Source organism: Pacificibacter sp. AS14 (genome assembly GCF_038899935.1).
Lineage (GTDB): Bacteria > Pseudomonadota > Alphaproteobacteria > Rhodobacterales > Rhodobacteraceae > Celeribacter.
On the sequence record NZ_JBBMQI010000001.1, the window covers coordinates 156,356 to 180,722 of the forward strand.

Annotated in this window: 18 protein-coding genes; 14 read left to right on the forward strand and 4 right to left on the reverse strand. The window is 50.7% G+C overall.

Translation table 11 applies throughout. The annotated features are described in order from the left end of the window. Positions 1 to 3: 3 nt before the first annotated feature. Positions 4 to 771 (reverse strand): DsbA family protein, encoded by a 768-nt coding sequence (locus WNY38_RS00815; protein WP_342855417.1) that lies wholly within the window; start codon positions 769 to 771, stop codon positions 4 to 6. Positions 772 to 947: 176 nt separating this feature from the next. Here WNY38_RS00815 and WNY38_RS00820 point away from each other — a divergent pair, with 176 nt between their 5' ends. From WNY38_RS00820 to WNY38_RS00885, 14 genes are all read left to right on the forward strand, one after another. Further along, a complete protein-coding gene (locus WNY38_RS00820) occupies positions 948 to 2,096 on the forward strand; it encodes an aminotransferase class I/II-fold pyridoxal phosphate-dependent enzyme (protein ID WP_342855418.1) in 1,149 nt (382 codons plus the stop codon). Between the two features lie 99 nt (positions 2,097 to 2,195). Then, complete coding sequence (locus WNY38_RS00825; protein ID WP_342855419.1) at positions 2,196 to 3,431, forward strand: N-acetylmuramoyl-L-alanine amidase; 1,236 nt, start codon at positions 2,196 to 2,198, stop codon at positions 3,429 to 3,431. A 185-nt stretch (positions 3,432 to 3,616) separates the two neighbouring features. Continuing rightward, positions 3,617 to 6,127 carry a PBP1A family penicillin-binding protein gene (locus WNY38_RS00830; RefSeq protein ID WP_342855420.1) on the forward strand — a complete coding sequence of 837 codons (2,511 nt, stop codon included), beginning with the start codon at positions 3,617 to 3,619 and terminating at the stop codon, positions 6,125 to 6,127. Between the two features lie 321 nt (positions 6,128 to 6,448). Beyond that, positions 6,449 to 8,473: a hypothetical protein gene (locus WNY38_RS00835; protein ID WP_342855421.1), complete on the forward strand. Its 2,025-nt coding sequence runs from the start codon at positions 6,449 to 6,451 to the stop codon at positions 8,471 to 8,473. Between the two features lie 235 nt (positions 8,474 to 8,708). Next, a complete protein-coding gene (prfB, locus tag WNY38_RS00840; protein ID WP_342855422.1) occupies positions 8,709 to 9,833 on the forward strand; it encodes a peptide chain release factor 2 in 1,125 nt (374 codons plus the stop codon). 336 nt (positions 9,834 to 10,169) lie between these two features. Next, on the forward strand, positions 10,170 to 10,604 hold the full coding sequence (locus WNY38_RS00845; protein WP_342855423.1) for a YeeE/YedE thiosulfate transporter family protein: 435 nt from the start codon (positions 10,170 to 10,172) through the stop codon (positions 10,602 to 10,604). A 1-nt stretch (position 10,605) separates the two neighbouring features. Further along, on the forward strand, positions 10,606 to 11,055 hold the full coding sequence (locus WNY38_RS00850; protein ID WP_342855424.1) for a DUF6691 family protein: 450 nt from the start codon (positions 10,606 to 10,608) through the stop codon (positions 11,053 to 11,055). A gap of 14 nt (positions 11,056 to 11,069) precedes the next feature. Beyond that, positions 11,070 to 11,960 carry an MBL fold metallo-hydrolase gene (locus tag WNY38_RS00855; protein ID WP_342855425.1) on the forward strand — a complete coding sequence of 297 codons (891 nt, stop codon included), beginning with the start codon at positions 11,070 to 11,072 and terminating at the stop codon, positions 11,958 to 11,960. Positions 11,961 to 12,042: 82 nt separating this feature from the next. Further along, positions 12,043 to 12,459: a TIGR01244 family sulfur transferase gene (locus WNY38_RS00860; protein WP_342855426.1), complete on the forward strand. Its 417-nt coding sequence runs from the start codon at positions 12,043 to 12,045 to the stop codon at positions 12,457 to 12,459. Positions 12,460 to 12,601: 142 nt separating this feature from the next. After that, a complete protein-coding gene (locus WNY38_RS00865; protein ID WP_342855427.1) occupies positions 12,602 to 14,278 on the forward strand; it encodes a TIGR01244 family sulfur transferase in 1,677 nt (558 codons plus the stop codon). Positions 14,279 to 14,342: 64 nt separating this feature from the next. Then, positions 14,343 to 16,085 carry a sulfate permease gene (gene sulP / locus WNY38_RS00870; protein ID WP_342855428.1) on the forward strand — a complete coding sequence of 581 codons (1,743 nt, stop codon included), beginning with the start codon at positions 14,343 to 14,345 and terminating at the stop codon, positions 16,083 to 16,085. A gap of 279 nt (positions 16,086 to 16,364) precedes the next feature. Further along, positions 16,365 to 17,408 carry an L-glyceraldehyde 3-phosphate reductase gene (gene mgrA / locus WNY38_RS00875; protein WP_342855429.1) on the forward strand — a complete coding sequence of 348 codons (1,044 nt, stop codon included), beginning with the start codon at positions 16,365 to 16,367 and terminating at the stop codon, positions 17,406 to 17,408. Between the two features lie 278 nt (positions 17,409 to 17,686). Next, on the forward strand, positions 17,687 to 18,544 hold the full coding sequence (locus tag WNY38_RS00880; protein ID WP_342855430.1) for a hypothetical protein: 858 nt from the start codon (positions 17,687 to 17,689) through the stop codon (positions 18,542 to 18,544). A 393-nt stretch (positions 18,545 to 18,937) separates the two neighbouring features. Then, the gene (locus WNY38_RS00885; protein ID WP_342855431.1) at positions 18,938 to 20,452 is read left to right on the forward strand and encodes an aldehyde dehydrogenase (NADP(+)); all 1,515 of its coding nucleotides are present in this window, start codon (positions 18,938 to 18,940) and stop codon (positions 20,450 to 20,452) included. A gap of 71 nt (positions 20,453 to 20,523) precedes the next feature. Here WNY38_RS00885 and WNY38_RS00890 read toward each other — a convergent pair whose 3' ends face one another. The 3 genes from WNY38_RS00890 to WNY38_RS00900 all read right to left on the reverse strand — a co-directional run bounded on the left by WNY38_RS00890 (position 20,524) and on the right by WNY38_RS00900 (position 24,318). Continuing rightward, a complete protein-coding gene (locus WNY38_RS00890) occupies positions 20,524 to 22,566 on the reverse strand; it encodes a PAS domain-containing methyl-accepting chemotaxis protein (protein WP_342855432.1) in 2,043 nt (680 codons plus the stop codon). A 146-nt stretch (positions 22,567 to 22,712) separates the two neighbouring features. Next, positions 22,713 to 23,618 carry a sugar kinase gene (locus tag WNY38_RS00895; protein ID WP_342855433.1) on the reverse strand — a complete coding sequence of 302 codons (906 nt, stop codon included), beginning with the start codon at positions 23,616 to 23,618 and terminating at the stop codon, positions 22,713 to 22,715. Next, a complete protein-coding gene (locus WNY38_RS00900) occupies positions 23,608 to 24,318 on the reverse strand; it encodes a GntR family transcriptional regulator (RefSeq protein WP_342855434.1) in 711 nt (236 codons plus the stop codon). The genes WNY38_RS00895 and WNY38_RS00900 overlap by 11 nt, the downstream gene beginning before the upstream one ends. Between the last annotated feature and the right edge of the window lie 49 nt (positions 24,319 to 24,367).

Below are 24,367 nucleotides of genomic sequence, written 5' to 3' on the forward strand. Positions count from 1 at the left end.
CCCTTAGCCTTGCGCGCGCAGCTCGGCTACGATTTCGACCATGCTGTCATAAGGCACATAGCCACGGACGACTGCGGTTTCCATCACAAATGCTGGCGTGCCGTTGATTTGCATCGCTTGGCCAAGGGCATGATTTTGCGCGATGATTTGCGTGACCTCATCGGAATTCATCCGCTCGATTACGGCGTCAACATCAACATCAGTGCCGCGCAATAGGCGCTTTAAGCTGCCCTCAGTGACGTTGTTGCCACCGTTCATCAAAGCCTCATGCACTTGGGCATAGGCTTCATTGCCGGCCTCCAAATGGGTCGCAATGGCAAAACGCGATGCCAAAACGGACGCTTCGCCAAGGATAGGGAATTCTTTGACGATCAATTTGATATTGCCGTCATTTTCAAGCAAGGCTGCCACATCCGGATGCGCTTTTTTGCAATATCCACAGCGGTAATCTAGAAACTCGACCAAAGTGATGTCGCCTTCTGGGTTGCCCAAGACCAAATCTTCAGGGGATTCGAATAAAGCAACCGCATTGGCCGACACCAAGTTGCTGTCTGACACGTCGGCAAGTTGGTCATTGCGCTCTTGAAGTACGGCGATGGCTTCCATCAGGATTTCTGGATTGTCCATAAGATAGGCACGCACTTCGGCGCGAAAGGCGTCACGATCTGCGTCAGTCAAATCGGTCAGATCGCTGGACCAAGCGGCACTCGCCACAGACAAAGCCGTAAGCGCGCAGGCACTCAGGGTCAAAAAAGGGCGGGTGAAACGCATTTGGGTTCTCCATTTTAAACTGTCACCTAGGTCTAGCACAGATAAATGTCGCGTCCAGCCAACAGTTTTGTGAGAGGCGGGATGCCGCAACCCTAAAGTATGGCTGGGCATGGCATTGCGTTTTGTGCCACGCGCTGGCATCCCTAAGCAAATGCCCGTTTCAAAAGTGACCGCAGATGAAAATTTCACACCGCAGCGCAGTCGACCCCTTTATCGTCATGGATGTGATGGAGGCTGCCCGCGCTGCCGAATCCGAGGGCCGTCATATCATTCATATGGAAGTGGGCCAGCCCGCAACGGGGGCGCCTGCTTTGGCGCGCGCGCGCTTGGCCCAAGAGATGGAGCAGGGGCCCTTGGGGTATACGGTCGCTTTGGGTCTGCCTGAGTTGCGTAAGGGAATCGCAGACTTGTACAAAGACTGGTACGGTGTCGACCTTGATCCTGCCCGTGTCATCGTGACCTCAGGGTCATCAGGCGCGTTTATTTTGGCCTTCACGGCCTTGTTTGATGCTGGTGCCAAAGTGGGGCTTGGGGAGCCGGGCTATCCCTCGTATCGCCAAATTTTGAGCGCTCTCGATTTAGAGCCCATTGGTATTCAATCCAAGCTGGAAAACCGGTTGCAGCCTGTTCCCAGTGATCTGCCTGAGGGGCTTGATGGTTTGATCGTGGCCTCTCCAGGCAATCCATCGGGCACGATGCTGGATCGCACCGCTATGACCGCTTTGATCGATGCCTGTGCCGACACGAATGTGTCCTTCATTTCAGATGAGATTTACCATGGCATTCAATATGATGGACGCGCGGTGTCGGCCTTGGAAATTTCTGACGATGTCTATGTGATCAATTCCTTTTCCAAGTATTTTTCCATGACGGGCTGGCGCGTGGGATGGATGGTTGTTCCCGAAGATCATGTGCGTGTCATCGAGCGACTGGCGCAGAACTTGTTTATTTGCCCGTCCCATGCTGCGCAGATTGCGGCTTTGGGGGCTTTGCAGTCGCGCGCTGAATGTGACGCGCACACCCATGTGTACGCCGAAAATCGCAGGCTGATGCTGGAAGGCTTGCCCAAAGCGGGATTCGATAAAATCGCGCCGCCTGATGGGGCGTTCTACATCTATGCAGATGTGTCCGAGTTGACCAACGACAGTCGCGCCTTTTGCGCTGAGATTTTGGAGCACGCAGGCGTCGCCGTGACGCCTGGGTTGGATTTTGACAAACAGCGTGGCGCGCAAACCTTGCGGTTTTCCTATGCGCGATCCACCAAGGATATTGTAGAAGGACTTCTTCGCCTAAACGACTTTATGAAATTGCGCAGCGAGAGATGACATATCACATTGGGTTCAGTGCTTCTTGGCTAGAACTTTTTTCATCTGCACGTTAAGTTGACGTCCAAAGGCCTAAGATAAGGTCTGGATGAGGTAAAAATGCAGTTTCCCAAAATCTGTTTAATCACAGCGGCGATTTGCGGGTGCAGTGTTCTCACGCTTGAGAGTGTGTCTGCGCAAGACAGTTTTGTCGCTTTGGCACATGTTGGCGGCGACGGCGCAGGTGTTGTGGATCACGGTCATGGGGCGACATTGACCCTGACCTTAAGCCAACCGGTGCCGTACCGCATTTTTACTTTGACCGATCCCTTACGGATGGTTGTTGATTTTGCCGAAGTTGACTGGACCGGCTTTAACCCGATCGCTTTTGACCAAGCCGAGGCGGTTACCGCCGTTAGGGTCGGTGGTTTTCGTCCGGGATGGTCCCGCATGGTCTTAGATCTTGCCCATCCTGTAGCCGTGACCTCAGCGCAGATGCAGCGGACCGTTGAGGGCGCAACGTTACACCTCAGTTTAGATCCTGTGAGCGAAGGTGATTTCGCCGCACAATCTGGTGTGCCCGAAACCGCTCAGTTTCCGTTGGCAGGAAAACCAGTTGAGCTTGCTCCCGTTGCTCGCGTGCCGATCGGAACAGGGCCTTTGCGGGTTGTGCTTGATCCTGGACATGGTGGGATTGACCCCGGTGCGGTGCGCGACGGCCTTCATGAAGCAGATTTGGTGTTAAAGTTTGCCCATGAGTTACGAGATGTCTTGGTGCGCGCTGGCGGGTTTGAGGTTGTGTTGACTCGGGATGATGACACGTTTGTCCCGCTTGAAACCCGTATCAGTATTGCCCGCGCAGTGGCGGCAGACGTGTTTATTTCGCTTCACGCGGATGCCCTTTCCGAAGGTCACGCAGAAGGGGCAACCGTTTATACGCTGGCCGAGCGCGCGTCAGATGAAGCTTCTGTGAAGCTGGCGGAACGCCATGATCGTGCCGATATTTTGGCAGGGGTCGATTTGAGTGATCAAGATGATGTGATCGCGGCCGTTTTATTGGATATGGCGCGTACTGAAACCGAACCGCGCACAGATCGTTTGGCGGACGCCTTGGTCACACGATTGCAAAAAACAATTGAGATGCACAAACGTCCACGGATGGAGGCGGGTTTTTCTGTGCTCAAATCTGCGGATGTGCCGTCTATACTCTTAGAGTTGGGGTTCTTATCCTCGCCAAAAGATCGCGCCAATTTGGTGGATTTTGACTGGCGACAGACAGCGGCTCAAGCGATCCGTGATGCGCTTCTTGCTTGGGTGGATGAGGAGAGCAGTGTCGCGCTTAAAACGCGTCACTAGCGATTGGCACCTTGATGTTCGCAAATTTGCGAAGGTCTATGGAATATTCCCCACATTTGCAGCGCAATTCTGCTCACATTCGTGCCAGTTGGTTTTGACCCGCGTCGCGACCCTGTGTAAGTAAAGATGGCAGATATAGGCACGAGCAACGACTCGTGCGATCGGTGGCGAGAAAGGCTCTCAATTTGGCACGGTTTATTTTTTCCTTCTTTGGGGCTATCTTTTCGTGGATCACCACCGCTGCATTCTTGGGCGCTGCCGTTATCGGTGGAATCTTTTGGATGTACGGGCGCGATTTGCCGGACCACGAGACCTTGGCGCAATACACGCCTCCGACCATCAGCCGTATTTATTCGGGCGAGGGGCGCATCATTGATGAGTTCGCGCGCGAACGTCGATTGTACACACCTGCTGAAGAAATCCCAGATCTGGTCAAATACGCGTTTATTTCGGTAGAGGATAAGAATTTTTATTCCCACAAGGGCTACGATCCTTTGGGGATTATAAAAGCGGCTGTGCAGTGTGCTCAGGGCGCGCGCTGTCGCGGTGCCTCGACCATCACCCAACAGGTGATGAAGAACTTTTTGCTGTCATCTGATCGCTCGGCTGAACGTAAGATCAAAGAGATCATCTTGGCGGCGCGCCTTGAGACAACCCTGTCTAAAGACGACATCCTTGCGCTGTACCTGAATGAAATCGATTTGGGTGCGCGCTCCTTTGGTGTGACCGCTGCGGCGCAGACCTATTTCAACAAATCCTTGAGCGAGTTGAACATCGAAGAAGCCGCGTTCTTGGCGATTCATCCCAAAGCGCCTTATTCGTACCATCCTGTTAAAAACTATGACGAAGCTTTGGACCGCCGTAATAACGTGGCACTACGCGAAATGTATGAGAACGGGTATATTTCGTTAGAGCAATATGAAACCGCCAAGGCGCAACCGATCCGGTCTGTGCAAAATGGTGATTTTGAAAGCTACCGCAAAGCTTTGCCGCCACGTGATTACTTCACCGACGAAATTCGTCGGCAATTGTCCAAGAACTTTGGAGCGGATGAGTTTTTCGAAGGTGGTTTGTCCATTCGCGCGACGATCGATCCTGAGCTGCAAACGCAAGCAGCCCATGCGCTGCAAAACCGTTTGGAAACGCTGGATCGCGAACTTGGTTTGTGGCGTGGCACAGGCAAAACCATTGATGTTGCAGCTTTGGACGATGGCTCATGGGAAGAAGAGCTGAGCAATGTCCAAGTGGCCCGTGATATTTCATTGGACAGCCAATGGTTTGTGGGGGTTGTCGATGCGGTTGGCGATCAGTCCATGTCACTTATGGTCGAAACAGTTGGAGAGGCTTCTGTGCCGCGAACTGATATTGGCTGGATGAGAGGTTCGTTTAAAGACAACTTCACGCGCGGTGATGTCGTCCACGTGCGCCGCCTGACGTCTGGTGACAACGGTGCCGATGATTTCATTGGCTGGACGCTTCGCCAAGTGCCTGAAATGCAAGGCGGTTTTATGGCGATGGACGTCAATACCGGCCGTGTTCTCGCAATGCAGGGTGGGTTTTCCTATCAAAATTCAGTGTTTAACCGCGCCACTCAAGCCACGCGTCAACCGGGGTCATCTTTTAAACCCTTCGTTTATGCCGCGGCTCTTGATTCAGGCTTTACACCAGCAACGATTCTTGTGGATGCACCGATTGAAATCAACACACCGCAGGGCGTTTGGCGCCCTAAGAACGCTTCTAAACGTTTCTATGGTCCAACGCCGTTGCGCACAGGGATTGAGCAATCTCGGAACTTGATGACCATCCGATTGGCGCAAGAGGTCGGCATGGATGTGGTTGCAAGTTATGCGGAACGTTTCGGCGTTTATGATCGTATGGGTCAGTATTTGGCGTCATCTTTGGGCGCTGAAGAAACGACGCTGTTCAAAATGGTGGCTGCCTACGCGATGTTTGCCAACGGTGGTGAACGAGTTGAGCCGACGCTTGTTGACCGTGTGCAAGATCGCTGGGGGAAAACCATCTATCGCCACGACCAACGTATCTGTAATGAATGTGACTTTCTTGATATCAATACCGGCCTTGCGCCGACAATTGTGTCCAACCGAGAACGCGTGATGAACGCGATTACCGCCTATCAATTGACATCAATGATGCAAGGCGTCGTCAGCCGAGGGACTGCCAAAGGACGTGTGAACCTTTCCGTGCCTGTTGCAGGAAAAACAGGGACGACAAACGATGGCAAAGATGCTTGGTTTGTCGGGTTTACTTCGAACATTGTTGCAGGGTGTTACATTGGTTACGACACGCCGCGGTCTATGGCCGGTGCATCAGGGGGCGGGTTCTGTGGGCCTGTGTTCAATGAGTTCATGCAAAAAGCTGTTGCTAAGTATGGCTCAGGTAAGTTCCGTGTACCTCCAGGGGGTCGTTTTATTAAAATTGACCGTTTCACCGGCGCGCGCTTGTCCGATGATGCTTCTGGCCCGAATGTCGTTGCCGAATACTTCCGCAATGGTGAAGAACCGGTGTTTGGCTTAGCCTTTGATGGTGGTTTCGCAATGGGGTCAGATTTGCCACTCTATACATCCGATGCTTCCGAAGCGGGCGGCACGCGTAATGTGCAAACAGGCGCAGGCCGGGTGATCACCGTGCCTAAAAAAGCGACGATTAATTCACTTTCTTCGGGTGGACTTTATTAAGTTAACTGATCAGAGTTCAGAATATAAATTATTGATTTAAATTCATTTTTTTCGATCTGATCGAAACTCTAATGAATTGGCGAAAAGAACGACGTTTTTCAAACGGCGTGGATTTTGATTGCTCAAGCGGTGGCCCATAAATCGATAGACAATTTTTCAGGTTTGGCTAATTTTTACCAATATTTATTAATTTTTGCTGCTACTTTTTTCGATTTATATTTTGGAAGGTCGCAGCCTTGCATTTAGGAGATTTGATTTCCAAGTTTTGTAGGCGATTTTGTTGTAGCTGACACCGTTAATGACAGTCTGACCGGCACTGCTTTGTCGGGCATCAAAGATGTGACGAGTTTTGAAATTAACGGCACCACTTATTTGTTCGTTGCCAGCTATTACGATGGTGTTCAAGTACTGTCGATCGACGCCAATGGGGATATGGAGTTGGTCGATGCCGCGTTCGACAACAGCGTTAGTCAGTTCCTATACGGTGCTAACACGCTTGTTGCATATGAACAGGGTGGAACAGTTTATCTGACTGTGGCCAGTGGTTACGATAATACCTTGACGACGTTTTCAGTTAGCTCTTTGGATGACTGCAACGATGGTCATCTGACGCTGGAATCCACAAAAACGGACTTTGGGCTCGATAGACCGTACAGTTTGGATCATGTTGAAATCAGTGGTCGGCATTTCATTTTGTCTACGTCCTACGATACTGACGGCCTGAGTGTGTATGAAAGCACAGGGAACGGTGATTTAACGCTGCGAGATTCTGTATTCGATAGCGATGATGAAGATTTACAACTTGATTATGCCTATGCTGTGCATGTCGTCACCGTTGGTACGCGCCATTTCGTCTATGTGTCATCGAATACTAACTCCGAAGGGTTTTCTGTGTTCGAGTTGAGTAATTCAGGAACGCTCACGTCTGTTCAAGATATACCTATGTCATACGACTATATTTCTGATTTTGAATCTGTGACAGTTAATGGAACGACGTATTTGTTTGCGTCAGAAAGCTACAACGAAGAAATAATAACTTATAAAGTCGCAGCTGACGGCACTGTGACCGTAGTGAATACAATTGATCTGAACAATTACGACGGATTGAATTATGGATCAAATCCGTTTGGCTTAACCTTCATGGAAATTGATGGGGTGTCATTTTTGGCGGCGTCTGTTGATTCTGATGGCTTGGTCCTATTTTCAATCTCTGATGATGGGTCCTTGACGCCAACTGAATCCCTGTATTCGTCGACGTATTTGGATGATTCAGACTATTTGACCCATGTGGTTGTCAACGGTCGCCACTACATCGTATCCGCCAACACCGATGACAATGCGTTGACGTCGATTGAGATTGGCGGTGGCGACAACACTGTGCTGGGAACGAGCGAAAGCGATACTTTGCACGGCCTGCGCGGTGATGACGACTTGCTGGGGTACGGTGGCAATGACACAATGTATGGTGGTTCCGGCAATGACGTTTTGAGTGGCCGCCTTGGCAATGATATTTTGTTTGGTGGGGCAGATGATGATGATGTCCTTTTGGGTCATAAAGGCAATGACACGCTTGATGGCGGCGCTGGCGCCGACGTCTTGATCGGCGGATTAGGTTATGACCGCGTATCCTACAAGTACAGTGGTGCAGGTGTTACGATAGATCTCAGCAAACAAACTGCCAGCGGAGGGTCCGCCACAGGGGATATTATCTCAGGTTTTGAGCAAGTGCGTGGGTCGTCCCATAATGATGTTTTGACCGGAGACGATGGCAACAACACGCTCGACGGTTTGGGGGGCGTTGATAGCCTAAATGGCGGTTTGGGCAACGATGTGCTCAACGGTGGTGTCGGAAATGACTCACTCTATGGGCAGGGAGGCAATGACAAACTCAATGGCCAAAATGGGAACGATTATCTAAATGGCGGCTACGGAAATGATACGTTGGCTGGCGGCAGTGGCAAAGATGTCCTGAGAGGTGGCAACGACACCTTGTATGGGAGTTGGGGCGACGATACTTTGCTTGGAGATGCAGGTAACGACACCATAAAAGGTGGTGATGGAAAAGACCGTATTGGCGGTGGTTTAGGCAATGATAACTTGACCGGCGGCAACGGCTCAGACTGTTTTGTCTTTGGTAACAATTTTGGGTCAGACACGGTCAAAGATTTTGACGCCGGTGTGGATAAGCTCGACTTTTCAAATCATTCTAAGTTCGAAGATGCCAGCGATGTAATGGGGGCTGCGCTTGAGATTTCAGGAACCGTTTATATTGTCGATGGTTCCGCTCCAATTGCCCTAGAGGGCGTGGGGCTTTCCGATCTCAGCGCGAGCGATTTCATTTTTTAAGAGATGCTCAGGTTGTCAGGAATGGCGTGTTTGGCCAATGCGCCTTTTTAAAGGGACTTTGATAAACGTTTCGGACTGCCGTTTTTGATACAGATCGATATGAGTTCAGCCTGCATCCATTCTTGGGTGCGGGCTAAATTTTGGGGAAATCCCTTGTGTCTGGCGTGTTGCGCTCGTAAATGTATTTCCCAATTCAGACGTGGCCATTTGGCTATATATAATAAGGTAGATGCACGTGCGCGCCGAGATTCAAAATTCAGTTACGAAGATCGAAAAATCAATTGATTTGCTCAAACAGCGTCTCGATTGGGAAACTGCGCCGCATCGTCTGGAAGAATTTGCTGCGATGATCGAAGACCCTACTTTGTGGGATGACCCTGAGCGGGCGCAAAAATTAATGCGCGATCGTCAGACTTTGATGGATGCAGTCGATATGGCCAAAAGCATCGCGCAAGAGATGCAAGACAATATCGAGATGATCGAGCTTGGCGAAATGGAAAGTGACCAAGAGGTTATCACGGACGCCGAAGAGGCTTTGCAAGCGCTTGAAATCAAAGCCGCTGAAAAAGAATTGGAAGCTTTGCTAGATGGTGAAGCAGACGGCAATGATACCTTTCTTGAGATCAATTCCGGCGCAGGTGGCACGGAATCGTGTGACTGGGCTTCTATGCTGGCGCGCATGTATGTGCGTTGGGCTGAGAAAAAAGGCTACAAGGTCGAGCTGCAATCTGAAAGCGCGGGCGAGGAAGCTGGCATCAAATCGGCCGCTTATAAAATTTCGGGTCACAATGCTTATGGCTGGTTGAAATCGGAAAGTGGCGTGCACCGTCTTGTGCGCATCTCACCTTTCGATAGCGCCGCCAAGCGCCACACGTCTTTCACATCGGTGAAAGTCTATCCTGTTGTCGACGACAACATCGAGATCGAAGTGAACCCCTCAGACATTCGCATCGACACCTACCGGTCGTCTGGGGCAGGCGGGCAGCACGTGAACACCACGGATTCCGCCGTTCGGATCACCCACGCCCCAACAGGCATCGTTGTGACCTCGTCCGAGAAATCACAGCACCAAAACCGCGACATCGCGATGAAAGCCTTGAAATCACGCCTGTACCAAATCGAGTTGGATAAGCGGTCCGCAATGGTGAATGAAGTCCATGAGAACGCTGGCGACGCGGGTTGGGGCAACCAAATCCGCTCTTACGTTTTGCAGCCCTACCAAATGGTCAAAGACCTGCGCACCAATTTCGAGACTTCAGACACCAAGGGCGTTCTTGACGGTGATCTTGATGGGCTGATGGCGGCGACATTGGCGCAAAACGTCTCAGGCAAATCGCGTGCAGACGCTCAGGGCGAGTAAGTACAACACGTACGGTTTTTTGTGGCAATGGCACAATTTGTTTCACGACCATAGACCAATTTCGTTTGATAACGGGTTGCCGTTGCTTGCCGATTACGCTTGTTCAAAAATATGAAAAATTAAGTTTTCAAGGTGATGCCTGCAATCGCGATGCAGACATCCTCATGCCCTTTTTCTGTTTCAAAGAAGGCCCGTTGCTCACCCAGCAACAAAAAATTCTATTCATATTCCATTTTCTCTATCTTATGTGACAAACTCACGGACGGCACAGGTGTGTTCATCTAGACATGTGTCGATAGAGCGCCGCACAGAGCGCCAATGATAAGGAAACGCACAATGATTACGGACTTCACGCCTTGGGCGTCATTGATTGGGGGCGTGCTGATTGGCGGCTCTGCGGTTTTACTAATGGCCTTTCAGGGCCGCGTGTTTGGCGCGACGGGTATTTTGGCAGGGTTCTTGCAACCCAATGGATCAGGCGACTGGGCATGGCGTGCGGCCATTTTGGCGGGCATGATTTCGGGGCCAGCGCTGTACATGCTGTTCACCGGCGCGATGCCTGCGATCGATGTGCCTGTATCGCGTTTGGCCTTGATTATCGGAGGGGCCATTGTTGGGCTTGGAGTCACTTTTGGCTCCGGCTGTACCTCTGGTCACGGTGTTTGCGGCATGGCGCGGCTGAGCCCACGGTCTATCGCAGCAACGATTACCTTTATGATCACGACTGGCATCACGGTTTACATCGTACGTCACATTTTGGGAGGGATCTAAGATGAAACATGTTATGACATACGCGATTGGTTTGATGTTTGGCCTTGGCATTTCTATGGGCGGCATGGCCAATCCTGCCAAAGTCGTCAATTTCTTTGATGTGGCGGGCACTTGGGATGCATCCTTAGCCTTTGTGATGGGCGGGGCTGTTATAACAGCGTTTATCGGCTATCGCATTGTGTTTGGCCGCTGGGAAACTCCAGTGTTTGAGCCTGCTTTCAATGTGCCGACCAGTCGCCGGATTGATGCGCGCCTGATCGGAGGCTCAGCTGTGTTTGGCATCGGCTGGGGCATCGCAGGATTCTGCCCCGGTGGCGCTTTGCCAGCTTTGGGCACGGGCGACGTAGATGTCTTTATCTTTTTTGCGGCCTTGGTCGTAGGCATCTTAGCAGCGAAATTTTTGATGAAACGGTCAACAAAGCGCGCTGCGCAATCGGCGACCTGCATATGACAAAGGACGATATCATGACACTTCAGTATCCTGTCGATATGTCGCAAATACCTGACGTAAAAGCCTTTTTTGATCCTGCGACTTGGACCATTTCCTATGTGGTGCGTGATCCTAACTCGACTTCTTGCGCGATTGTCGACAGTGTTATGGATATCGATTACGCGGCGGGCCGCATTTCTTATGAAAGTGCTGACGCGATCATCGCCTATATCGAGGCCGAAGGGCTGACATTGGAATGGTTGTTGGAAACCCATGTTCACGCCGACCACCTGTCTGGTGCGCCTTATATCCAAAACAAGCTGGGGGGCAAAATTGGCATCGGTGAAAACATCACCATCGTCCAAGATGTCTTTGGAAAAGTATTCAATGAAGGCACTGAATTCCAACGCGATGGGTCACAATTTGATCGCCTGTTTAAAGACGGTGATACCTATAAAATCGGCACGCTGGACTGTTTCACCATGCACACGCCTGGCCACACGCCAGCCTGCATGACCCATACAATGGGCGATGTCACCTTTACGGGCGATACTTTGTTTATGCCCGACGGAGGGTCTGCGCGCGCAGATTTCCCGGGCGGGGACGCAGCGACATTGTTTGACAGCATCCAAAAGGTATTGGCTTTGCCCGACGATATGCGCCTGTTTATGTGCCACGATTACGGGCCTAATGGCCGCGATATCGAATGGGAAACCACGGTTGGCGATGAGAAAAAGCACAATATTCACGTCGGCGTAGGCAAAACCAAAGAGGATTTTGTCACCTTTCGCGAAGCACGCGACGCCCAACTGGACATGCCACGGCTGATTATTCCGTCTTTGCAGGTGAATATGCGCGGTGGGGAATTGCCCCCAGCCGATAAGGATGGCAAAACTTTCCTAAAGGTGCCCGTGAACGGTCTGTAAATCGTCAAGATCGCACAGCACCCCGTTTTGTCTCAAAAAGGGGCAGGGCGGTCTTGACCCTACAGCAATGAAAGCACGCCTTATGGATTTCAATAAAATCAACGACCAGCTCACCGTCAGTGGCCAAATTTTGCCAACCGAGATGACGACCTTGGTTGAAAAAGGCTTCAAAACTCTGATCTGCAACCGTCCCGATGAAGAAGTTGAAGAGGCTCTACAATCTGCTGCGATTGAAACGGCTGCCACGGCTGCGGGTCTAAGCTTTCGGTATATTCCGATCTATCCCGGTCAATTCACCGAGGACGCCATTACTGAGTTGACCACAGCTATGACGGAACTTGATGGGCCTATCTATGCCTACTGCCGCTCTGGCACACGGTCTTGCACCCTTTGGGCCTTGTCGCAGGCGGGTGTTTTGGATGCGGACGATATTATTTCTCAGGCCGCCGATGGTGGCTACGATTTACGCGGTATGGCCGCTTATCTCGCAGGCAAATAGCCCGCGCTTCACTCTCGCGCAGTCTTCCTCGCTTTGCGTCCATAAGCTGGCCCATCCACGGCTCATTCGCCCCAGTGGCAATCAACTTATGTGACCAAAGCTGCGGGAAGCCAGCAATGGCACCCGCGTGAGGAGACGCAAAATGAACGTTAAAAAAATATCAGACGCTTTGTCTGTCAGTGGGCAAATTTACCTTGATGAGGTCGCCAACCTAGCTGACCTCGGTTTCGGAGCGATTGTTTGTAATCGCCCTGATGGCGAGGCGGCGGACCAACCAACACATGAGGAAATGCAACAGGCGGCGCAAAAGGCGGGGCTTGCGTTTCTATACCTTCCCGTCACCCCTGGGATCGTGACAGATGAGACCGCTGCAGCGTTCAAAACCGCGCTGACGGAGCTCCCTGGTCCTATTTTGGGCTATTGTCGCACTGGCACACGTACGACCACGCTTTGGTCTTTGGCGATGTCATCTGACAAATCTGTTGTTGATATTTTGGCGGCAACCAAAGCGGCAGGGTACGATATGGCAGGCGTTGCGCGCCGGATCGCCAATGGTGGAAAAACTCCGACAGACTCTGCTCAGGACGCGCAATATGATGTGGTCATTGTTGGCGCAGGTGCCGCAGGAGTTGCCGTTGCCGCCTCGTTAAAGGCGCGCAAACCAAATGCAGAAATTGCCATCATCGACCCTGCTGATATTCATTATTACCAACCAGGGTGGACTATGGTTGGCGCAGGCGTGTTCGATGCACAGACCACGGCGAAAACCATGGGGTCTTTGATCCCGCGTGGTGTGCATTGGGTGAAATCAGGCGTGGCTGCATTCGAACCAGAGAACAACGCGATCATTTTGGATGGTTGCCGCGTCGTCAAATACCAACGTCTGATTGTATGTCCGGGTTTGAAACTCGATTGGGGCGCAATTGAAGGATTGGAAGACACTCTTGGTCGCAATGGGGTGACATCGAATTATCGTTATAATTTAGCGCCTTACACTTGGGAATTGGTGCATGGCCTTAAGAGTGGGCGTGCGATATTTACGCAGCCACCAATGCCGATCAAATGCGCTGGTGCGCCGCAAAAAGCGATGTATCTATCGTCTCACCATTGGGAAACCTCAGGCAATTTGAAAAACATCGACGTGGATTTCATGAATGCCGGTGGGGTTTTGTTCGGGGTCAAAGACTATGTGCCAGCGCTGCAATCCTATGTGGACCGCTATGATCTAAATCTTAACTTCTTCCACAATCTCACTGCAATTGATGGGGCCGCAAAAACGGCGACTTTTAGTGTGTTTAAACCCGAGACTGAGGCCACTGAGATCACGGTTGATTTTGACATGATCCATGTCTGCCCGCCTCAAACCGCGCCTGATTTTATTAGAGTGTCCCCTTTGGCGGATGCAGGCGGGTGGGTCGATGTCGATCAAGCCACCTTGCGCCACAAGGTTTACGACAACATTTGGTCTTTGGGCGATGTGATGAACGCGCCCAACGCAAAAACGGCGGCGGCGGCACGGATTCAAGCGCCTGTGGTAGCGGAAAACGTGGCTTCTGACATGGATGGCAAAGGTCCAGTGGCGTCTTACAACGGCTATGGCTCCTGTCCGCTCACCGTTGAGAAAGGTAAAATTGTTTTGGCTGAATTTGGCTATGGCGGTGTGCTTTTGCCAAGTTTCCCCAAGTGGGTCATTGACGGCACAAAGCCGACCCGCGCCGCTTGGGTTTTGAAAGAGCAAATCCTGCCGCCCATCTATTGGAAGGCGATGTTGCGCGGCAAAGAATGGCTTGCGAAGCCAGAAAAAATTACAGCCAAATAAGTGTTTAGGGCGCATGATCTGGGAAATGGTCCGAGCGTGTGTCCCCATATAAGGAAAGTCCAACGTGTCTTTTAATCTCTCCGGCCTGCGCAGATATTTTCCCATTCTTGATTGGGGTTCACGCTATACACGCGACACGTTTTTGAACGACGGCGTGGCGGCTTTGATCGTGACGATCATGTTGATCCCGCAATCTTTGGCTTATGCTTTGCTGGCGGGGTTGCCGGCTGAAATGGGGCTTTACGCTTCCATTTTGCCGCTCGTGGCCTATGCCATTTTTGGGACGTCGCGTGCGCTGGCCGTCGGGCCGGTGGCCGTTGTGTCTTTGATGACGGCGGCGGCTGTTGGCAACATGGCGTTGCAAGGCACAGCTGAATATGCGATGGCTGCGATCACTTTGGCGTTTCTATCTGGTTTAATTTTACTGGTTATGGGGCTGTTTCGACTGGGGTTTTTGGCGAATTTTTTAAGTCACCCCGTGATTGCAGGCTTTATCACCGCCTCTGGCATCTTGATTGCCACGTCGCAGTTGAAACATATTTTAGGCGTTTCTGCCTCTGGTCACACTTTGTTAGAGACGGTCCAATCTCTTGTGAGCCATTTGGGGCAGGTGAATTTTATCACGTTGGTCATTGGTGTGGCCGCTGTCGCATTTTTGTTCTGGGTGCGCAAAGGGTTGAAGCCGTTTTTGATTGGCAAAGGTGCCTCGCCGCGGATGGCTGATATCGCGACCAAAGCGGGGCCTGTTGCTGTAGTTGTTGTCACCACACTTCTGTCTTTCGGCTTTGGTTTGGCCGATCATGGGGTGAAAATTGTGGGAGAGGTGCCGCGCGGCTTGCCGCCTTTGACCCTGCCGGTGTTTTCGGGCGAGGTTTGGTCGCAACTGTTTGGCGCGGCGGTGCTGATTTCTATCATCGGATTTGTTGAATCCGTTTCTGTGGCGCAAACGCTGGCTGCGAAACGACGCCAACGCATCATGCCTGACCAAGAGTTGATCGGCCTAGGGGCGTCTAATATAGCGGCCGCGATTTCTGGCGGCTATCCTGTCACTGGTGGATTTGCGCGCTCGGTTGTGAACTTTGATGCAGGTGCAGAAACGCCAGCTGCGGGTGCCTTTACCGCGATTGGCATTGGGCTTGCAGCATTATTTTTGACGCCACTTTTGTACTTTTTACCGATTGCCACCTTGGCCGCAACGATCATTGTCGCCGTGATGTCTTTGGTTGATTTTTCGATCTTGCGGGGCACTTGGGCCTACAGCAAAGCGGATTTCGCCGCCGTCTTGGCCACGATCATGCTGACGCTTGGGGTTGGTGTCGAGACAGGCGTCTCGGCTGGTGTGATTTTATCCATTGTTTTGCACCTGTACAAAACGTCTCGGCCCCATATCGCCGAAGTCGGTTTGGTGCCCGGGACAGAGCATTTTCGCAACATCAAGCGCCATGAGGTTTTAACCAAGCCGCATGTGGTGACGATCCGCGTTGATGAAAGCCTGTATTTTGCCAATGCGCGTTTTCTCGAAGACTATATTTACGATCGCGTGGCAGATTGCGATGAAATCAAGCACATCGTGCTTATGTGTCCAGCCGTGAACGAGATCGATCACTCTGCACTGGAAAGCCTTGAGGCAATCAATCTGCGTCTGAAAGACATGGGCATTTCGCTCCATTTGTCTGAGGTGAAGGGGCCGGTGATGGATCGACTGCAGAAATCTCATTTTTTGCAGGCCTTGACCGGGCAGGTATTTTTATCGCAATTCGCCGCCATAAAGGCGCTTGAGCTGCCAGATGACGTGCCCGTTGGGTAACCGCTCTATCTCATTTGGGTGACTAAAATGCGGCTTCATTTTTCGAATGGTGTCGCATTTTTTTTGGTATACGTCAGTTTGGCTCTGGTGCTGCAAAGAGCGCCAAGTTTTAGGGGCTGAAACGATGACACGTGCATCGACATTGATGGTATACAATTTTGCTCAAGGGGCGTGCGCGCAAAACTCTGGATCAGACTAATCTTTCAGGCCATCATAGAACTAAGGCATTGGGACGCGCGCAATCAAGACAGGCTGTGCCCCCGCGAATTGGAGAACGCCATGACCTATACCCCCGCAGAAAACCGTTATGAGACAATGCAATATCGCCGTTGTGGAAAATCAGGGCTAAAACTGCCTGCAGTGTCCTTGGGACTTTGGCACAACTTTGGCGATGATACGCCGCATCAAGTGAAACGCGATATCTTGCATACAGCATTTGACGCAGGCATCACCCATTTCGATTTGGCCAATAACTATGGGCCACGCCCAGGTGCTGCTGAAACCGCCTTTGGCGAAATCCTCAAAACTGATTTTGCAGGCTACCGCGATGAGATGATCATCTCAAGCAAAGCAGGCTACCACATGTGGGATGGCCCCTACGGTGAATGGGGTTCACGCAAATATCTGATGGCATCTTGTGATCAATCGCTCAAACGTATGGGGGTTGATTACGTCGATATTTTCTATTCGCACCGCTTTGACCCTGACACGCCGCTTGAGGAAACAATGGGGGCACTCGATAGTATTGTACGTCAAGGTAAGGCGCTATATGTCGGTATTTCTTCATATAATTCCGATCGCACTCGTGAAGCCTTACGCATTTTGAACGAACTTGGAACGCCTTGTGTCATTCATCAACCAAGCTATAACATGCTCAACCGCTGGGTCGAACATGATGGTCTGAAAGACACGCTGCAAGAACTGGGTGTCGGGTCCATCGCGTTTACGCCATTGGCGCAGGGCATGCTGACCAACAAATACTTGGGCGGTATTCCCGAAGGATCGCGCGCGACGCAGGGCAAGTCCTTGAAGCCTGAGTTCGTATCTGAAGCCGCGATTGCGAACCTCAATAAGCTCAATGAACTGGCCAACGGGCGCGGTCAAACTTTGGCGCAAATGGCCATCGCTTGGGTGCTGCGCAATGGCGGGATCACGACAGCGCTGATCGGTGCGTCGAAACCATCTCAGGTCACAGATTGCGTGGGGGCGGTTAATAATCTTGAGTTCACCGCTGAAGAACTTGCTTTCATTGACGAGCACGCGGACGAAGAAAAAATCAACCTTTGGGCGCTTTCATCCGAAGGCAAAGGCGAAGTTAAGTGATCTGAAGTCCCGCCTTTTGAATGGTATTCGAAGGTAGAATTTACATTCAAAAGTTCTCGAATTGGGATCTTATAGCGCGGCCTTTTCATCGGGCCGCGCTCTTAAATGTGAAGCTGACTGGGTATGTCGCGAACGCGGGTGCAGACTGATCCTTTACGAAGGGCTCTGATGCCATGTATGCGATATATATTACGGGGCCAAAGCGCGACGCGCGGTTTACCCGTTTCTCATTTGAACCTCAGGGCGTGCCTTGCAGGTCGCGTTTAAAGGATGATCACATGAGCTGGACCTCACGCCTAATGGTGTATGATTTTGAAGAGGGAAAGTCCTTTCCCGTCTTGGAAACCGACATGCATATCGAAGCTCCAAATTGGGCGCCAGAGGGCGATGCTTTGATCGTGAACGGCGAAGGTAGCTTATTTTGGGTAGACCTTGAAAATCCCGAATTGTGGGAAATTGATACAGGCCTGTGTGTCAAACTCAACAACGATCACGGGATAACGCCAGATGGCGAAACTTTGATTTTCTCTGATCATACCTATGGTCAAGGGGCTGTAATTTGGACGCAAAAGCTTGGTGACGAAAACGAAGATGCTGATCCAAAGCGCGTGACCACGAACAGCCCATCTTGGTGGCATGGCGTGTCGCCTGATGGCAAAACGCTGACCTATACTGCCGTGCGAAATGGCACTTTCGGCATTTACACCATTCCAATTGAAGGCGGGGACGAGACATGTGTGATCGAGAGCGCCCATCATTACGATGGTCCTGATTACACTGCTGATGGGGACTGGATTTGGTTTAACTCTGAACGTTCAGGCAATGGGTCATCAGACCTGTGGCGCGTGCGTGTGGATGGCTCAGATGTCGAACAAATGACTGACGACGCGCGCGTAAACTGGTTCCCGCATCCATCTCCTGATGGTGAAAAAATCGTCTATTTGTCATACGAAGAAGGCGTTGAGGGCCACCCCGTAGGCCAAGAGGTCGAGTTGCGTTTGTTTGAAAGCACAGGCCTTGCACCCAAAACGATTGTGTCGCTCTATGGTGGCCAGGGCACCCTGAATGTGCCATCTTGGTCGCCTGATGGGGTCGCCTTTGCCTATGTGGAATATGCGAGGCCTAATCAAACTTAGCCATGCTGAGTCGCACTGCAGTGCGCGTCAAAAAACGATACTCTCTAAAACTGCATTTATCATATCGTAGCTTGATCACGGTTTTGGGGCAGTTTATTTCATGCGATTGACTTCACACAAACTGCGCGCTTAAGGCGATACATTCAAATCCTGAAGGTTAGCTAATAACAAGTCTATTAATGCCTTAAGTGTCGCTGGTGAAAGCCAATTTCAGCAGGTGTTTTGCGCGCAATTGGGTTGCAATTTTGACCGAGACGTTCGATTACTATTACTGTTGGTTTCGTCGCTAGTATACCACTTGCGCTGGCGGGAACCGAGCTGGAAATTTTCTCAGAGCGCTTGGTGCTCCACGAATTAAACTGCACACCGGATTGGTGGCGGAAAGGTAGTCTCATGACGTTCACCCCACACGGAAAACACCTCATCAGCGGCGAATGGATCGGAACTGATGCGGTCTTTACATCAGAGCCAGCAACCGGAGACGCGCATGACTTTAGCGTGGGTACGTCTGCTTTGGTTGATCAAGCTGCTCAAGCAGCAGAAGACGCATTTTGGAGCTTTGGATATTCTTCTCGCGAAACCCGCGCGAAATTTTTGAATGCAATTGCTGATGAAATCGAAGCACGCGCTGATGCTATCACTCAAATCGGGTCCGAAGAAACGGGCTTGCCACAAGGTCGCATGCAAGGCGAGCGTGGCCGCACAACTGGACAGCTGCGTTTGTTTGCTGCTCACATTTTGGCTGGCGATTATTTGGACCGCCGCACTGATGAAGCCTTGCCTGATCGTGCACCGATGGCTCGTCCTGAAATTCGCATGATGCAGCGTCCTATTGGGCCCGTTGCTGTGTTCGGCGCGTCAAACTTTCCGCTTGCGTTTTCAACCGCTGGCGGTGACACAGCTGCTGCTTTGGCAGCTGGTTGTCCTGTTGTTGTCAAAGGTCACTCTGCGCATCCGGGCACTGGTGAAATTGTTGCAGAAGCCATTCACGCTGCCATCAAATCCTGCGGTATGCACCCTGGTGTGTTTTCACTGATCCAAGGTGGAAAACGAGATGTCGGCACGTCTTTGGTTCAGCACCCTTTGATCAAAGCGGTTGGTTTCACCGGTTCACTTGGTGGCGGTCGCGCATTGTTTGATTTGTGTGCACAACGACCTGAACCCATTCCATTCTTTGGTGAACTTGGATCCGTCAACCCAATGTTCTTCATGCCAACTGCACTGTCAAAACGCGGCACTGCAATTGCTGAAGGCTGGGCTGGTTCTTTGACTATGGGTGCGGGGCAGTTCTGTACTAACCCTGGCATCAGTGTTGTTTTGGATGGTCCAGATGCAGATGCATTTGTTGAAACTGCGACAAAAGCTCTTTCGTCTGTCGCGCCCCAAACAATGTTGACGGATGGCATCGCCGACGCTTACCGCAAAGGTGGCAGCAGCATTTCTGCGGCGAAAGGTGTTCAAGAATTGATCTCATCAACTTGTGACTTGCGCGATGCGGCGCCTTACCTTTTCGAGACCTCGGGCAAAGACTGGTTGGAAAATGAGTTGCTGGGTGAAGAAGTGTTTGGTCCACTTGGGTTGATCGTTCGTGCGAAAGATATGGACGAACTATTGCAAATTTCTAAAGCACTGAAAGGTCAACTTACTTGTACGATTCATCTTGATGATGAAGATGCGCAAGACGCCAAAAAATTGCTTCCGATCCTTGAGCGTAAAGCTGGTCGTATTTTAGCAAATGGTTTCCCAACTGGCGTTGAAGTCTGTGATGCAATGGTACATGGCGGACCTTACCCAGCATCGACGAATTTTGGTGCGACATCTGTCGGGACCTTATCTATTCGTCGCTTCCTACGCCCTGTGAGCTATCAAAACATCCCTGCCGCGGTTCTGCCCGCTGACTTTTCTTAAACTTAAATTGCATTCCACCACGCTGTTCGCGTGGTGGAATGCATTGTCAGACAATTTTTGAACTGCATGACCTAAGTTTTAAACTGATTGGTCTCGTGGTGCAGATTTTTTGCTTGGGTTTTGAGCATTGTGACGGCTGCAGAGCTTTCTTCGAACATCGCAGCATTTTGCTGTGTTACCTGATCAAGTTGATCTACGGCTTTGTTGATTTCAGACAGACCAACAGATTGTTCTTGTGCGGAACTCGCGATATCTTGGACAAGGCCATCGACTTGGGAAACCAAGCTTTCTATTTCTTTAAGTGCAGTGCCTGATTCATGTACCAACGCGACGCCGGATTTGACCTGTGTTGACGAAGTGTCTATCAGGTTAGCAATTTCTCTGGCGGCTTCAGATGATCTCTGTGCAAGTGCGCGCACTTCTGAAGCAACCACGGCAAAGCCACGACCACTTTCACCTGCACGCGCGGCTTCAACGCCTGCGTTGAGGGCAAGCAAGTTGGTTTGAAATGCAATGTCATCAATGACAGACGTGATTTTGGAAATTTCTTCGGAACTTTTTGAGATATCGGTCATTGCATTGATGGTAAGTTCCACAACTTCACGTCCTTCACCTGAACGAGCGCGTGCCATTGCGACTGATTTAGCAGCATGTTTGGCGCCTTCGGCGGAGTTTTCTACTGAAGAGCTGAGCTCTGTTATAGCTGACGCTGTTTCGACCAATGACGCGGCTTGACTTTCAGTGCGCCGACCCAGATCTTCGGATGCAGAGGCGATGCTGTCCACTTCGTTTTGCATGCTGTCGATGCCGAGTGTGATTTGCTGAATGAGTGCTGCCAGTCGGCCAAGGGATGCGTTGAAGTTATTGCGTAAGTCGTTCAGCTCTCCTGGCATTTCATCAGACAAATTGGCGATCAAATTGCCGCGGCTGAGTTCGCTGATTGCGTCGTTTATGTCAAACATTGCGGTTTTGAAAGCGGTGATATCAGCTGCAAACTTCACGACTTTATAGACATTCCCTTGCAAGTCAAAAATGGGATTGTAGGTCGCTTTGATCCAAATTTCTTCACCGGTTTTAGTGACACGAAGAAATTCAGAATCCATATACTCACCCGACAGGAGGGCTTTCCAAAATAGTTTGTAATCATCTGTTTCACTATCCTCTTCGCGAACAAACATGGAATGGTGTTTGCCTTTGATTTCGTCCATCGTGTAGCCGAGGGCATATAGAAAATTATCATTCGCGGTCAGGATCGTGCCGTCTGGGTTGAACTCGATCACAGCTTGGACGCGATGAATTGCTTTCATTTGGCCCGTTAGATCGTTGATGGCAGCTTTTTCTTTCGTAATTTCCGCCGCGATTTTCATGACCCGCTCTGGTTTTCCATCTTTATCGAATAGGACGTTGTAATGGGCTCGAAAAAAGACGTCTGCGCCATTTTTTGTGCAACTCAGGAATTCACCTGAGGCTGTTTTACCTTGTTTCAATTGATCCCAAAATGCGGTGTATTCTGGAGTATCGGCCTGTCCCGCTGGCATGAAGGTGCTATGGTGCTTGCCTATGATTTCGTCGATCGTATAGCCCATTTTGTCCAGAAAATTCTGATTTGCCGACAAAACGATTCCGTCGAGTGTGAATTCTACAATCGCAGATGATCGAGAAATAGCGTCATTTCTTGACTGATTGAGCATACTATCGATGTTCTTTTGAGTGACATCGGTCGCAATTTTAACCACGCCGGTGATTTCGTCATTGATGCTTTTAAGAGGAATATATGACGCTTCAATATAGACAGTTGAGCCATCTTTATGCAGACGTCCGAAGGTCCTTTGTTGCATTTTTCCTGCGCGCAGGGCCGCCCAAAATTTATTATATTCTGGACTTTGTTTTTCTGTGGCGGTCACGAACATCGCATGCTTTTTGCCAATGATTTCCTCAGGCGCATAGCCCATGGTGTGGCAAAAATTTAGATTGGCATTGGTGATGGTCGCATCCAAGTCGAACCAAATCATCGCAAGCGCGGAATCAGTCGCAGCAAGGGTGGCGGCGGAAGTATCAATTTGACGTTTGGAATTTCGAAAGTGGAACATATGTACCTCATGAGTTTGAGGCATCCTGTCTCAAGAGTTCTAATAAATGCTTTAACGGCAAGGTGTTTTTGTATTTTTCTTGAATTTTTCTGACAAGCACAAAGAAGAGCCCACGCGCATCAAACGCATGGGCCGTTCTATTAAGTTTTAGACCGAAATTAACAGATGGATTAAAGCGCGATCAAGGCCCCGCGATGTTGAACAACTTGTGACGACAGCGTCATACCTGCTCTTAGGGCACCCTCTAGATCTGCGCCTTGCATCCGAGCTGTGATGTAGCCTGCGTTGAAGCTGTCGCCTGCTGCGGTGCTGTCGACCGGGGTGACGGGTTCAGGTGAGATTGACATGCCACCTTCGCCCTGTGACCACGCATACATTTCATGAGCACCGTTTTTGACGATCACAGTGTGGGCTCCAAGATCGCGGTATCGTAGAGCTGTGTCTTGAGGCTTTGCGTCCCCGAACATTTCTTCTTCCTCGTCAAAAGAAGGCAGCATGACGTCAGCAATTTGTGCCGCCTTTGAAAGCCATTCTTTTGTGGCAGAAGGGGTTTCCCAAAGACGGGGACGAATATTGGTGTCAAAGACCACTTGGGCACCTTGGGCGCGAGCACGCGAGAGTGCTTCAATCAAGTTTTGGCGATGTTCGGGGGATAGAATTGCAAGGGTGATACCTGAGAACAACAAAATTTGGTCCCCGGCGAAGGCTGTGTCCATCGCGTCTGCGTTGCTTGCCAAAAGTTTGGCAGCGGAATTGTCACGCCAATATGCAAAAGACCGTTCTCCATCTGCCAACTGGATCGTGTAGAGGCCAGCTGTGCGATCGGGAATGCGGCTGATGTGCGTGGTGTCAATGCCGGATGTGTTGAAAAAATCTACCATCTGATCGGACATACCGTCCGTACCCACCGCAGTGAAATATCCGACGGAGTAATCATCAAGACCAGCCAGACACCGTTTGGCATACCAAGCTGTATTAAGTGTATCGCCTGCGAAGTTCATGGAATATTTTCCATGGCCGTCTGGCGCCATTTCGACCATGCATTCGCCAATGGTCAAAAGTGTCTTAGTTTTCATGGTCGTCCTCTTCGAAAAACTCGGAATGTTCTACCCGAATTGTTTGTATTGTATTTGCGATACGGTTCAGGTGCGATCGCAAAAGATCACTTAAACGCGGCTTATCGCCAGCTTTCATCGCGTCCAAAATCGCAACGTGTTCGTTGAAAGCTTTCTGCGAGACCTGTTTATCAAGCGCGAGATAGCGCACGCGATCCATGTGAGCTTTGTTGTTTTTGATCAAAGTCCAGACTTCTGGATGACCTGCAATCACACAGATTTCAGCGTGAAATTCGTCATCAAGTTCATGGAATACATCGCGTTTGTCGTTCTCGATGGCTCTTTTTTGCAAGTCGAGATTGTCTTCGAGCGAGCGGAAATCTTTAGGGTTTGCGCGCTCTAACGCCGTGCAGGTTGTTTCCAACTCTAATGCCGTGCGAATGAAGCGAGCTTTAAGAACTGCGGCTGGAGAAATTTTAGTGACAACCGTTGCGCGTTGGGGGCGGATCAATAAAAAGCCCTGTTGGCTTAGGCGATAGAATGCGTCACGCACAGGTTGACGAGAGACCCCCAATTGGCTGGCGACATCCGCCTCGGACAACTTAGTACCTGGCGTCATAGTAAGGCCTACGATGCTATCATAAAGCTGTCTGTAGACGACGTCCGTGACAGAAGGGCTGCGCTCTTGCGTCAGGGCTTGTAGTTTTAGATTTTGTCCCACCCAGTGCCTCCCTTACGTACATGTGCCAAATCCTCCGCGATGTCGCACA

Coding starts and splice junctions, on each gene's coding strand:
- WNY38_RS00815 (WP_342855417.1), bottom strand. CDS start 771: ATGCGTTTCACCCGCCCTTTTTTGACCCTGAGTGCCTGCGCGCTTACG.
- WNY38_RS00820 (WP_342855418.1), top strand. CDS start 948: ATGAAAATTTCACACCGCAGCGCAGTCGACCCCTTTATCGTCATGGAT.
- WNY38_RS00825 (WP_342855419.1), top strand. CDS start 2,196: ATGCAGTTTCCCAAAATCTGTTTAATCACAGCGGCGATTTGCGGGTGC.
- WNY38_RS00845 (WP_342855423.1), top strand. CDS start 10,170: ATGATTACGGACTTCACGCCTTGGGCGTCATTGATTGGGGGCGTGCTG.
- WNY38_RS00850 (WP_342855424.1), top strand. CDS start 10,606: ATGAAACATGTTATGACATACGCGATTGGTTTGATGTTTGGCCTTGGC.
- WNY38_RS00855 (WP_342855425.1), top strand. CDS start 11,070: ATGACACTTCAGTATCCTGTCGATATGTCGCAAATACCTGACGTAAAA.
- WNY38_RS00860 (WP_342855426.1), top strand. CDS start 12,043: ATGGATTTCAATAAAATCAACGACCAGCTCACCGTCAGTGGCCAAATT.
- WNY38_RS00865 (WP_342855427.1), top strand. CDS start 12,602: ATGAACGTTAAAAAAATATCAGACGCTTTGTCTGTCAGTGGGCAAATT.
- mgrA (WP_342855429.1), top strand. CDS start 16,365: ATGACCTATACCCCCGCAGAAAACCGTTATGAGACAATGCAATATCGC.
- WNY38_RS00880 (WP_342855430.1), top strand. CDS start 17,687: ATGAGCTGGACCTCACGCCTAATGGTGTATGATTTTGAAGAGGGAAAG.
- WNY38_RS00885 (WP_342855431.1), top strand. CDS start 18,938: ATGACGTTCACCCCACACGGAAAACACCTCATCAGCGGCGAATGGATC.
- WNY38_RS00890 (WP_342855432.1), bottom strand. CDS start 22,566: ATGCCTCAAACTCATGAGGTACATATGTTCCACTTTCGAAATTCCAAA.
- WNY38_RS00895 (WP_342855433.1), bottom strand. CDS start 23,618: ATGAAAACTAAGACACTTTTGACCATTGGCGAATGCATGGTCGAAATG.